The sequence below is a fragment of the Empedobacter sp. ULE_I140 genome (genome assembly GCF_053482575.1).
This window is the reverse complement of record NZ_JBQMTX010000001.1, coordinates 1,381,359-1,394,476: the sequence shown is the minus strand read 5'-3', so window position 1 is coordinate 1,394,476 and position 13,118 is coordinate 1,381,359. Positions and strand designations below refer to the sequence as shown.

General features: G+C 37.1%; 7 protein-coding genes, 2 tRNA genes and 3 rRNA genes. 6 read left to right on the top strand and 6 right to left on the bottom strand.

Features of this window, described 5'->3' with window-relative positions; genetic code table 11:
• Positions 1-90: 90 nt before the first annotated feature.
• Positions 91-1,791, top strand: coding sequence for a lysine--tRNA ligase (gene lysS / locus ACTS9J_RS06615; RefSeq protein ID WP_286496432.1), 1,701 nt, complete (start codon positions 91-93; stop codon positions 1,789-1,791).
• A 555-nt stretch (positions 1,792-2,346) separates the two neighbouring features.
• Here the strand turns inward: lysS and rrf are convergent.
• From rrf to ACTS9J_RS06590, 5 genes are all read right to left on the bottom strand, one after another.
• Positions 2,347-2,455 (bottom strand): 5S ribosomal RNA (gene rrf / locus ACTS9J_RS06610).
• Between the two features lie 210 nt (positions 2,456-2,665).
• Positions 2,666-5,447 (bottom strand): 23S ribosomal RNA (locus tag ACTS9J_RS06605).
• A gap of 211 nt (positions 5,448-5,658) precedes the next feature.
• Positions 5,659-5,732, bottom strand: a tRNA-Ala gene (locus ACTS9J_RS06600).
• A 44-nt stretch (positions 5,733-5,776) separates the two neighbouring features.
• A tRNA-Ile gene (locus ACTS9J_RS06595) sits at positions 5,777-5,850 on the bottom strand.
• Between the two features lie 186 nt (positions 5,851-6,036).
• Positions 6,037-7,555, bottom strand: a 16S ribosomal RNA gene (locus tag ACTS9J_RS06590).
• The 16S, 23S and 5S rRNA genes sit together here with 2 tRNA genes alongside, the layout of an rRNA operon.
• A 1,102-nt stretch (positions 7,556-8,657) precedes the next feature.
• On the opposite strand from ACTS9J_RS06590, the gene ACTS9J_RS06585 reads away from it, so the two are divergent.
• A protein-coding gene (locus ACTS9J_RS06585) for an IS3 family transposase (protein ID WP_448352912.1) occupies positions 8,658-9,832 on the top strand; the annotation gives its coding sequence in 2 pieces (ribosomal slippage) (positions 8,658-8,925 and positions 8,925-9,832; 1,176 coding nt in all).
• Here the strand turns inward: ACTS9J_RS06585 and ACTS9J_RS06580 are convergent.
• The gene (locus ACTS9J_RS06580) at positions 9,829-10,680 is read right to left on the bottom strand and encodes a hypothetical protein (RefSeq protein ID WP_448353057.1); all 852 of its coding nucleotides are present in this window, start codon (positions 10,678-10,680) and stop codon (positions 9,829-9,831) included. The genes ACTS9J_RS06585 and ACTS9J_RS06580 overlap by 4 nt on opposite strands.
• Before the next feature lie 11 nt (positions 10,681-10,691).
• Here ACTS9J_RS06580 and ACTS9J_RS06575 point away from each other — a divergent pair, with 11 nt between their 5' ends.
• The 4 genes from ACTS9J_RS06575 to ACTS9J_RS06560 are packed head-to-tail and all read left to right on the top strand — an operon-like array spanning position 10,692 to position 13,090.
• Positions 10,692-11,225, top strand: coding sequence for a hypothetical protein (locus ACTS9J_RS06575; RefSeq protein ID WP_448353056.1), 534 nt, complete (start codon positions 10,692-10,694; stop codon positions 11,223-11,225).
• A gap of 2 nt (positions 11,226-11,227) precedes the next feature.
• Positions 11,228-11,857 carry a DDE-type integrase/transposase/recombinase gene (locus ACTS9J_RS06570; RefSeq protein ID WP_312068504.1) on the top strand — a complete coding sequence of 210 codons (630 nt, stop codon included), beginning with the start codon at positions 11,228-11,230 and terminating at the stop codon, positions 11,855-11,857.
• 55 nt (positions 11,858-11,912) lie between these two features.
• Positions 11,913-12,179: a transposase gene (locus ACTS9J_RS06565; protein WP_291066452.1), complete on the top strand. Its 267-nt coding sequence runs from the start codon at positions 11,913-11,915 to the stop codon at positions 12,177-12,179.
• A gap of 23 nt (positions 12,180-12,202) precedes the next feature.
• The gene (locus ACTS9J_RS06560; RefSeq protein ID WP_448353055.1) at positions 12,203-13,090 is read left to right on the top strand and encodes an IS3 family transposase; all 888 of its coding nucleotides are present in this window, start codon (positions 12,203-12,205) and stop codon (positions 13,088-13,090) included.
• Positions 13,091-13,118 lie beyond the last annotated feature (28 nt).

Below are 13,118 nucleotides of genomic sequence, written 5' to 3'. Positions count from 1 at the left end.
ATAATTCTTACATTATTAAATCATAAAAACTTCGTGAATCAAGATTATTTTTCATAATTTTGCATTCATTTTATATAAATTATATTCACTATGCAATTGTCTGAACAAGAAATTATTCGTAGAGAAAAACTACAACAATTAAGAGACTTAGGCGTTGAGCCTTACCCTGCCGAAGAATTCGTGATAACTTCTAATTCTAAAGAAATTAAGGAAAAGTACGAAGAAGGAAAGGTTGTCAAGCTTGCCGGACGATTGATGAGTGTTCGTGTAATGGGGAAAGCTTCTTTCGCTGAGTTACAAGATAGCGAAGGTCGTGTACAGGTTTATATCTCGAGAGATGATATTTCTTCGTCTGAAGAAGGAATTGAGTATAATACAATTTTCAAGAAATTGATGGATATCGGAGATTTTATTGGAATTGAAGGATATGAATTCAAAACTAAAGTAGGTGAAATTTCTGTTCACGTAACAAAATTAACTTTGTTATCAAAAACTTTACGTCCATTACCAATTGTAAAAACTGACGACGAAGGTCATGTATTTGACGCTTTTACAGATCCAGAATTGCGTTACCGTATGCGTTACGTAGACATGGTTGTAAATCCTCACGTGAAAGAAATTTTCTTAAAACGTACACGTTTATTCAACGCAATGCGTAATTTCTTCAACGATCGTGGATACATGGAAGTAGAAACTCCTGTTTTACAATCGATTCCTGGGGGTGCAGCAGCTCGTCCGTTTATTACACATCATAATGCATTAGATATTCCATTATATTTAAGAATCGCGAACGAATTATATTTAAAAAGATTAATCGTTGGTGGTTTTGATGGTGTTTACGAATTTTCTAAAAACTTCCGTAACGAAGGAATGGATCGTACGCATAATCCAGAATTTACAGCAATGGAAATTTATGTTGCTTACAAAGATTACAACTGGATGATGGATTTCACAGAGCAATTATTAGAACATTGTGCAATTGCTGTTAATGGAACTTCTGAAACAACTTTCGGAGAACATAAAATTGATTTCAAAGCACCTTACAAACGTGTAACAATGCGTCAATCAATTATTGATTTTACAGGATTTGATATCGATGGAAAATCTGAAGCAGAATTATTTGAAGCTGCTAAAGGAATGGGGATCGAGGTTGATGAGACTATGGGTAAAGGAAAATTAATCGATGAAATTTTTGGTGAAAAATGTGAAGGAAACTACATTCAACCAACTTTCATTACAGATTATCCAAAAGAAATGTCTCCATTGACTAAAAAGCACCGTGATAATCCAGAATTAACTGAGCGTTTCGAATTAATGGTTTGTGGAAAAGAAATTGCTAACGCATATTCTGAGTTAAATGACCCAATCGATCAACGTGAGCGTTTTGAAGCACAAATGGCTTTAGCTGATAGAGGTGACGACGAAGCAATGTTTATCGACCAAGATTTCTTACGTGCATTAGAATACGGAATGCCTCCAACATCAGGTTTAGGAATCGGAATGGATCGTTTGATTATGTTCTTAACAAATAATCCATCTATTCAAGAAGTTTTATTCTTCCCTCAAATGCGTCCAGAAAAAGCTGCACCAGCTTACGAATTGACAGAAGAAGAAACTCAAATTATTGAAATTTTAAAAGCTAACGAAAACATTGATTTGAATGAATTAAAATCTCAAGCTGCTTTAAGCGGTAAAAAATGGGACAAATCAATGAAAAATTTAGCAAAATATAACTTGACTAAAGTTACTGTTGAAGGAGATTCTAAGACAGTTTCATATTTAGGCGAGTAAATTATTACCCTTTCATCTATATTTTAAAAGCTCAACTTCGGTTGGGCTTTTTTTGTAATTATTTGGGCGTTCCCTCGCTCTTTGCCTTCCATTTATATTATTTATAAAATAACCAAAATAATACAAACACAGCTAATGCAAATCGCTCGGTTGGGCTATCCGTTCCAATCTTTTGTAAAAGAAGATTAGAAGTGATTACAGAAAATCCAACTCCTACAAAAGGATTTACACTACTATCCCTAACGCGGGTTTTAAGTTCTGAGTTTTGAGTAATAAGTTATAAGACATAAGATTTAAGACTGACAATAAAAATCTACAAAGGAGTGTTATCGAGTTATGAGTTGTAAGTTCTGAGTTAGTTGTAAAAAGGAAGCTTCCTTTTTATCAAGAAGAAGCTTCTTGTTGACTAATTAGAAGCCTCTTATTTACTGATTGGAAGCTTCTTGTTTTATAAAACATAGTCTGGAGATGCGTAAAGCTTAAAACGTTCAGTCTAAAGCGCGACGTATACCCACAAAAAAAGCCTCAAGTGAACAACTTGAGGCTTTTGATAAAAACTGGCGACGACCTACTCTCCCGTAAGTAACAGTACCATCGGCGCAGGCAGGCTTAACTTCTCTGTTCGGAATGGGAAGAGGTGAGCCCTGCAGCTATAGTCACCCTAATATTTTTGTATAGGTTTAGTTCCTATTATATCTTGACATTATTAGAAGCTCTATGCATTAAGCTTAAAGCCTTCACACAATCTTTGGTATTACATTATTAATCCAAATAAGATTAACTAACCTTCTCTATGACGATTAAATCAATCTTAGTATTTAATCTTTTTAATTTTTGATATTGCTATCATTAGCTTTGATTCGTTCTACTTTTTTAGAAAAAGTCTATGGGTAATTAGTACTACTCGACTATGACATCACTGCCTTTACATCTATAGCCTATCAACGTTGTAGTCTACAACGACCCTTTAAAGAAGTCTTATCTTGCGGCGAGTTTCGCACTTATATGCTTTCAGTGCTTATCTCTTCCAAACGTAGCTACTCAGCGGTGCACCTGGCGGCACAACTGATACACCAGAGGTTTGTTCAACACGGTCCTCTCGTACTAGAGTCAACTCCGCTCAAACTTCTAACGATCACAACAGATAGAGACCGAACTGTCTCACGACGTTCTGAACCCAGCTCGCGTGCCACTTTAATGGGCGAACAGCCCAACCCTTGGGACCTTCTCCAGCCCCAGGATGTGACGAGCCGACATCGAGGTGCCGAACCTCCCCGTCGATGTGAGCTCTTGGGGGAGACTAGCCTGTTATCCCCGGAGTACCTTTTATCCTTTGAGCGATGGCCCTTCCATACGGAACCACCGGATCACTATGTCCTGCTTTCGCACCTGATCGACTTGTTGGTCTCACAGTCAAGCACCCTTATGCCATTACACTCTACGCACGGTTACCAAGCGTGCTGAGGGTACCTTTGAAAGCCTCCGTTACTCTTTTGGAGGCGACCACCCCAGTCAAACTACCCACCATGCACTGTCCTTCCATAAAGAAGTTAGGCTCCAAGTAAATAAAGGGTGGTATTTCAACAATGACTCCACAATACCTAGCGATACTGCTTCATAGTCTCCCACCTATCCTACACATTATTTACCCGAAGTCAATACAAAGCTATAGTAAAGGTTCACAGGGTCTTTTCGTCCCGTTGCGATTAACCGGCATCTTCACCGATACTACAATTTCACCGAGATCATGGTTGAGACAGTGCCCAGATCGTTACACCATTCGTGCAGGTCGGAACTTACCCGACAAGGAATTTCGCTACCTTAGGACCGTTATAGTTACGGCCGCCGTTTACTGGGGCTTCAGTCAAAACCTTCGAGTTACCTCTAAGCTCCTTCCTTAACCTTCCAGCACCGGGCAGGTGTCAGACCCTATACGTCATATTTCTATTTTGCAGAGTCCTGTGTTTTTGATAAACAGTCGCCTGGGCCTTTTTACTGAGGCTGACATTGCTGTCAGCGACCTTTCTCCCGAAGTTACAGGTCTATTTTGCCTAATTCCTTAACCATGAATCGCTCGAGCGCCTTAGGATACTCTCCTCGACCACCTGTGTCGGTTTACGGTACGGGCTGCACATCTCGCTATTTCTTGGAACAATTTTCAGAGGATTATCACTCTAACCGAAGTCTTCGTGTACTATCCCTACTTTACGTAGGTTCAACGTACTATTCCGTCAGTACGCACCTCCTACAATCATTCGTCACTTTTATTGAGTGCAGGTACGGGAATATTAACCCGTTTGCCATCCACTACCCCGTTAGGGTTCGTGTTAGGTCCCGACTAACCCTCAGCTGATTAGCATAGCTGAGGAATCCTTAGTCTTACGGCGAATAAGTTTCTCACTTATTTTATCGTTACTCATGCCTACATTTTCTTTTCTAAAAGCTCCACCACCCATTACCAGGTGACTTCTGCGCCGTTAGAATGCTCCCCTACCAGTAGTACTAATGTACTAATCCATAGCTTCGGTAATATGCTTATGCCCGATTATTATCCATGCCGGATCGCTCGACTAGTGAGCTGTTACGCACTCGTTAAATGAATAGCTGCTTCCAAGCTAACATCCTAGCTGTCTATGCAATCCAACCGCGTTTTTTCAACTTAGCATATATTTGGGGACCTTAGCTGATGGTCTGGGTTCTTTCCCTCTCGGACATGGACCTTAGCACCCATGCCCTCACTGCCTAGAAACATATATTAGCATTCGGAGTTTGTCAGGAATTGGTAGGCGGTGAAGCCCCCGCATCCAATCAGTAGCTCTACCTCTAATATACTTTACTAAACGCTGCACCTAAATGCATTTCGGGGAGTACGAGCTATTTCCCAGTTTGATTGGCCTTTCACCCCTACCCACAGGTCATCCGAAGACTTTTCAACGTCAACCGGTTCGGTCCTCCACTTTGTGTTACCAAAGCTTCAACCTGCCCATGGGTAGATCACAAGGTTTCGCGTCTAATACTACTGACTATAGCGCCCTATTCAGACTCGCTTTCGCTACGGCTCCGCACCTGAAGTGCTTAACCTTGCCAGCAACATTAACTCGTAGGCTCATTATGCAAAAGGCACGCCGTCACACTTACGTGCTCCGACCGCTTGTAGGCGTACGGTTTCAGGTTCTATTTCAACTTTCTATTCGAAATGCTTTTCACCTTTCCTTCACAGTACTAGTTCACTATCGGTCTTTGAGGAGTATTTAGCCTTGGAAGATGGTCCTCCCATATTCGGACAGAATTTCTCGTGTTCCGCCTTACTCGTTATCAACTTAATAAAAATTTCATTTACGGGACTATCACCCTCTACGGTTAACCTTTCCAGGTTATTCTATTATCCTTATTAAGTCTTTAGGGCTAATCCGCGTTCGCTCGCCACTACTTACGGAATCTCAATTGATTTCTTTTCCTATTGGTACTTAGATGTTTCAGTTCCCAACGTTCGCTCCCATTGCTGGGTGACATGCCTTCAACATGCCGGGTTGTCCCATTCGGAAATCTACGGATTAATGCGTATGTGCCGCTCCCCGTAGCTTATCGCAGCTTATCACGTCCTTCATCGCCTCTCAAAGCCTAGGCATCCGCCGTACGCCCTTTGTAACTTTTTTCTCGATTTAACCGTCATATTATGAGCGGTTATGTTAATCTTACTCGTTTTCTTGATTAATTGTATACCTTTATAAAACTTTGATTTATTTCTAAATCTGTTTGTTTTTGATTGTATGCGATTATAAATAAATTATAATCTGTTTCTAATAATGTCAATGAACTCTTCTGCTTTAGACGAATTTCGAACTTCGAGATTCGTTTATCGCTTCGTGGAGAATATCGGAGTCGAACCGATGACCTCTTGCGTGCAAGGCAAGCGCTCTAGCCAGCTGAGCTAATCCCCCTCTTTGTCGTATTTCGAAATTCGTTAACCGAAATTCGTTTTTAGTAGTCTCAGGCAGACTCGAACTGCCGACCTCTACATTATCAGTGTAGCGCTCTAACCAGCTGAGCTATGAGACTCTTTAATACTCTTAAAGAGTGGTCTTTTGTTAGTTGTAAGTCTTAAGTTATAAGTAATAAGTTTTTATTCCTTAATCTTTTACTTTATCTTAACCTCTATCTCTAACTATATATTAAATACTACAGAATAAAAAGCCGAATCAAAATCAATCTTCTTACAATAGAAGAAAATTCGTCGTTCTCTAAATATGAGATGTTCCAGCCGCACCTTCCGGTACGGCTACCTTGTTACGACTTAGCCCTAGTTACCAGTTTTACCCTAGGCAGCTCCTATTACGGTCACCGACTTCAGGTACCCCCAGCTTCCATGGCTTGACGGGCGGTGTGTACAAGGCCCGGGAACGTATTCACCGCATCATGGCTGATATGCGATTACTAGCGATTCCAGCTTCATAGAGTCGAGTTGCAGACTCCAATCCGAACTGAGATAAGTTTTTGAGATTCGCATCTTGTTGCCAAGTAGCTGCCCTCTGTACTTACCATTGTAGCACGTGTGTAGCCCAAGACGTAAGGGCCGTGATGACTTGACGTCGTCCCCACCTTCCTCGCGGTTTGCACCGGCAGTCTCATTAGAGTCCCCGTCTTTAAACGCTGGCAACTAATGATAGGGGTTGCGCTCGTTGCAGGACTTAACCTAACACCTCACGGCACGAGCTGACGACAGCCATGCAGCACCTTGCATTCTGTCCGAAGAAAAAACTATTTCTAGTTCTGTCAAATTGCATTTAAGCCTTGGTAAGGTTCCTCGCGTATCATCGAATTAAACCACATGCTCCACCGCTTGTGCGGGCCCCCGTCAATTCCTTTGAGTTTCATTCTTGCGAACGTACTCCCCAGGTGGGATACTTATAACTTTCGCTTAGCCACTGAACCCGAAAGCCCAACAGCAAGTATCCATCGTTTACGGCGTGGACTACCAGGGTATCTAATCCTGTTCGCTCCCCACGCTTTCGTCCATCAGCGTCAGTTAATGTTTAGTCACCTGCCTTCGCAATTGGTGTTCTGCGTAATATCTAAGCATTTCACCGCTACACTACACATTCCAGCAACTTCAACATCACTCAAGACTAACAGTATCAATGGCAGTTTCATAGTTAAGCTATGAGATTTCACCACTGACTGATTAATCCGCCTACGGACCCTTTAAACCCAATAAATCCGGATAACGCTTGCACCCTCCGTATTACCGCGGCTGCTGGCACGGAGTTAGCCGGTGCTTATTCTTCTGGTACCTTCAGCTACTTACACGTAAGTAGGTTTATCCCCAGATAAAAGTAGTTTACAACCCATAAGGCCGTCATCCTACACGCGGGATGGCTGGATCAGGCTTCCACCCATTGTCCAATATTCCTCACTGCTGCCTCCCGTAGGAGTCTGGTCCGTGTCTCAGTACCAGTGTGGGGGTTCACCCTCTCAGGCCCCCTAAAGATCATCGTCTTGGTGAGCCGTTACCTCACCAACTAACTAATCTTACGCATGCCTATCCTACTGCGATAAATCTTTCAAAATCTAATGATGCCATTAAATCTGTTATAAAGTATTAATCCTCCTTTCGAAGGGCTATCCTTTTCAGTAGGGCAAGTTGCATACGCGTTACGCACCCGTGCGCCGGTCTCTAGTTCCCGAAAGAACTATACCCCTCGGCTTGCATGTGTTAAGCCTCCCGCTAGCGTTCATCCTGAGCCAGGATCAAACTCTCCATTGTAAATAATTTCGTTTGGTATTGCTACCTATGTTTTTACAACTTCGAATTTCCTATAGCTCCATTATTAAAGGATTGACTTCGTTTTATTCGGCTATTTTTTCTTCTGTATATTTTATAATTTCAAATGAACTTCTCATCTTAGCAAAACCTCTCAGTATTTGCGGTTGCAAAGGTAAAACTTATTTTTTAACTAACAAAATTTATTTTGATAAATTTTAAAGTTTTTATTTCAATAAGTCAATTCTTACTTTCACTCCAAAAACCCCTTTCGGAATCGGATGGCAAAGATAATACTTATTTAGATTCTCGCAAATTTATTTTTAAATAATTTTTGTCGCTACTAAGTCCTTATGTCAACTACAATACTACTCGTCTTTCGTATTGCGGCTGCAAATATACGCCTGCATTATTTGTTTTTCCAAACATAATTTACATTTATTTTACATTCTTTCCTTAAGTCGCTGGTACAATGGAAAATATTTTTTGAAATGTTTAGATATGAGAACTGAGATATTAGATTTTTGACGAGAAAAGTACTTTTTAACCCCATAAAATGATTAAACGCTTTGATTTTTGGATGTCCTAATAAAAATTCTAGTGTAAGAAAAGATATAAAAACTTATCTTAACTCGATGAAAGGATAAAAAATTATTACGACACTTCATTTAAATTACGAACGGCAGAACTAAGTTACGAAAGAAATAACATCTCATAATCAGTTAGATAACTTGGCATTAAAGCCTCCTTATTATACAAATGGCGTAAAGATTATCAAGAATACGGATCCAATAGACTTTTGAGAAAAAAGTTCATGTTGGATAAAATAACATATTTATATTTTGAATTTAAACAAAGGTATAAATGTTATAATTATTAAATAAATTAATTTGATGATAAACTTTAAGTTTTTATAATATCAAATGAATACATAAAAATCCTATCAGATAGATAACTGATAGGATTTTTTATTTGATTCGTAATAATATTTTATTTGCTTTTAAGGTTTCCAAAAAGACCAAGCAGTCCCGTTAAAAACAGCAAGTTGGATATCCTAACGAAAGTTCCAGAGTAAGAAAAGGTATATAATACTTATCTTACAATTATGAAAGGAATAAAAAATCATTACGATGCTTCATTTAAATTACGAGCGGTAGAATTGAGTTATGAAAGAAGTAATATATCGGAATTAGCAAGGGAACTTGGAATAAAAGCCTCCTTATTATACAAATGGCGCAAAGATTATCAAGAATACGGATCCAATAGTTTTCCAGGAAAAGGTAATTTAAAACTAACGCCAGAACAGGAGCGAATAGTTGAATTAGAAAGAAAGCTTAAAGATGCAGAATTAGAACGTGATATCTTAAAAAAAGCAATCAGCATTTTCTCCAAGAACGGTCGATGAAATATAGATTTATAAAGAATCACGATTGCCAATTTCCGATTGAGAAAATGTGTATTATCTTAAAAATCCACTCCAGCAGCTATTATAAATGGAAAAATAAAGGTTGCTCCAATCGACTTTTGAGAAAAAATTTGATGCTAGATAAAATAAAGTATCTATATTTTAAATTCAAGCAGAGATATGGAAGTCCTCGAATTCATTCAGAATTAAATGCTTTAGGTTACAGAATATCAGTTAAAACAGTTGCTAAATATATGCAAGAGCTTGGTTTAAGAAGTAAATTAAGTAAAAAGTTTAGAGTTACAACAAATTCTAAACATAATTATTTAACTGTAAATAATCTTCTTAATCGAGATTTTTACGCTTCAAAACCTTCTATGAAATGGGTATCAGATATTACTTATATTCAAACTCAAGAAGGATTTTTATATTTAACAACAATTATCGATTTATATGATAGAAAGGTCATTGGTTGGAGTTTGAGCAATACGATGAGTACTGAAGATACAACTTTATCAGCATGGCGTATGGCTATAAAGAATAGATCGATTAAAAAAGGAATGCTATTTCATTCTGATCGAGGAATACAATATGCGTCAAAGAAGTTTGCAAATACGCTTGATTCTTATGGTGTTATCCGTAGCATGTCAAGGAAAGGGAATTGCTGGGACAATGCTGTGGCTGAGAGTTTCTTTAAATCGTTAAAAACTGAAATGATTTATGGAAATAAATTAATTACAAGAGAGAAAATGAAAAAACAAATTTTTCAGTATATTGAAATTTGGTATAACAGAAATAGAAGACATAAAGCTTTGAATTATAAAACTATTTTTGAGTTTAATAATAATTTACAATTTTTAAAAAATGTAGCTTAACTTACACTGGAAAATTCAGGGGGATATCCATTATCTCCCATAGCATACAATTTTCCATTAGTAGCTAATAAATAATAGGATTGTAGATTAGCCGAACTTCCTGCAGTTTGAGTCATCCCAATCATTTTAGGTGTTACACCTGCAGGTTTTGTCACTTCTGTAGCATAAGTTCTGCTGGATGCTCCACCATTATTAACATAAGTATTTGTTCCCCATGTGTAGAGTTTTGCATCCGATGTTAGTGCAAATAAGGCATTAGGTGTACCTCGCATGGCAACCACATTATTAAGGTTCTCTGTCGCTGAAGTTTTCACTCGTTTCCACATTGTTCCTGTATTTTCTGTTGTCCCATCACCATTTTTAGATCCATTAAAAGACAACACCCAAGCTTCACCTGTACAGGTAACGATCGCTAATGTTCCATAAGAACCAAACATCATCTTAACATCAGAAGGCGTAACACCTGTAGGCAAACCATCTGCTTTACCATTCACAGAGATTTTTCCAAAAGCAGTATTATCCTTGATGGTATTACTTACCAAATAATTTTTTGTTCCCCACATATAAAGTCCATCTGTTGTTAGTAAAGCAAATTGATGTCCAGAATTACTATTACTACCTCCTGTTGCTCTAAGAGCTGTTCCTGTATAATTAAAACCATTTACTGGAGCTATTAATGTAGGAACTAATAAATCTCCAGTTCCATTACTATCACTAACTTGTCCCCAAACTTTGAAACTTCCATCTTTTTCTTTTGCAATAGAAGCATGGAAAGTTGATACTATATTATCATACTCTATCGTATTAGGATCAGAACTATTGACTTGTCCTGAATTAGCTATACACAAATTACAATTGTATGAAAAAAACAGATGAAGTTGATTATGTAGTTCGGGAGAACAAGTATAGCCGCTATGACAAGCGTTTAATTATGAAAATTGTCAAAGAAGTTGAAAGTGGTTTACCTAGAAAAGAAGCTACTAGAATTTATGGTTTAGGAAAAGCAACTCTTGATGCGTGGATGCGAAATTACGGATCAGAGATTTATCATGAAGCCATTAAACGCCGAAGCTACACTAAGCTTGAAAAACGAACAATCGTCAGTGCTATCGAACAAGGAAGAATGACTGTAAATGAAGCAAAAATAGCTTATCAGATAAAGAATGTAAAATTGATTAATGAGTGGGTAAGGCAATATAAAGTTGAAAAAGTTGATATTTTTTCTGATAATGAATCTATTATGGATAAATCTATTTTAATCTCAAAGAAAGCAGAAAAAGAGTCTTTACAGAAAGTAGAGCTACAGATAAAAGCTTTAAATACGCTGATAGATGTTGCTGGCGAACACTTAAAAATTGATATTAGAAAAAAGTTTGGAGCCAAGCAGTCTTAAAAATGAAAGAGGATTTTCCTCAAGTAGGAATAGCTATTTTATGTGGATTGTTTGGCAAAACAAGACATGCATATTATGATTCTTTGTGGAGTAAAGAAAGTAATTTAATTAAAGAAGATATTATACTTCAAGAAGTAATTACTATCAGAAAAGAACTGCCACGAGTGGGTACAAGAAAGCTTCATTATTTAATTCAAAATAAATTACGTTCACATGGGATAAGTTTTGGAAGAGATTATTTATTTAACTTATTATCAGAGCATAAACTATTAATTAGACAAAGAAGAAGAAATGTTGTTACTACTGACTCAAGACATTGGATGAAGAAATATAGTAATTTAGTAAAGAACTTAGTAGTAACAAGGCCTGAGCAGGTTTGGGTAAGTGATATAACATATATTCGATTAGGCAATCATTGGGGTTATCTTAGTTTAATAACAGATGCTTATTCAAGAAAAATAATGGGGTATTGCTTCCGTGAGGATTTATCAGCTGATGGTTGTATTGAAGCGCTTAACATGGCAGTAAATAACAGGCTTTATAATGAATCTATAATTCATCATTCTGATAGAGGATCGCAGTATTGCTCACATAAATATGTAGATTTATTACTCTCAAATAACATAGTGTAATCTTCCCTAAAAAACGGAACGTTTAAAAATATAGTTTATTAACTTAGGGATAATTATGAAACAAAGCAATTTTACAGAAGTTCAGATCGTCAAGATCTTATCAAAACAAAATCAAGGCAAAACAGTCAATGAAATTTGTCGTGAACATGGAATAAGCCAACCGACTTTTTATAAATGGAAGAGTAAATATGGCGGAATGGAAGCTCATCAATTAGCTCAATTAAAGGAACTAGAGAAGCAATTGTCTCAATATAAAAAAATTGTAGCAGAGCTTACTTTAGAAAACGTAGTTTTAAAAGATGTTATCGAAAAAAAGCTATAACGCTTTGTGAAAAACGAGAATTGGTGTTGTATTCAAAAGCAAAACATCAACTAAGTTCCCGCAGGGCTTGTCGTCTATTTAACTTAAGAACATCCGTTTTTTATTATCAAAAAGTACGTAAAGATGAGGATGAAAAAATATGTTTTCAATTGATAGCACTATCCAACGAGCATCAAACTTGGGGCTTTTGGATGATGCATTATCGTTTACGAAATTTAGGCTTTACTTGGAACCATAAACGAGTTTATCGAATTTATACTTCGATGAAACTTAACCTACGTAATAAACGTAAAAAAAGACTTCCTGCAAGGATTAAAGAGCCGCTTTTACGTCCGATTTATCCAAATGTAACGTGGAGTATGGATTTTATGCATGATAGTTTAGAAAACGGAAAAAGCGTGAGAAGTTTGAATATTATAGACGATTTTAATCGAGAAATTTTGAGTATTTGTATCGACACAAGCTTACCTTCAGCTAAAGTAATTTCTGAACTAGAAAAACTAATCGAATGGCGAGGGAAACCTGAGAAAATTAGAGTAGATAATGGTCCAGAATTTATTGCTGAAAAACTAAAACTATTTTGTCAAAAAAAAGCCATTGAATTATATTATATTCAACCTGGGAAACCTACGCAAAATTCGTTGATTGAAAGATTTAATAGAACTTTTAGAACAGATTTTTTAAATGCTTATTTATTTGAAAATATCAAAGAAATGAAAAATTATACAGAAATTTGGATGTGGATGTATAACAATGAAAGACCACATAGTTCTTTGCAATATCTTTCTCCTAGAAACTTTTTATTGAAATATGGTAAGGTCAAAAATCCTAATGATTTTCCTACATTTCAAATTAATCAAAATAATAATACAATAATATTAAATAAAAACTCTACTTTTAAGTGTTCTTAACAAGGGGAAGATTACAATAGCTATAAGT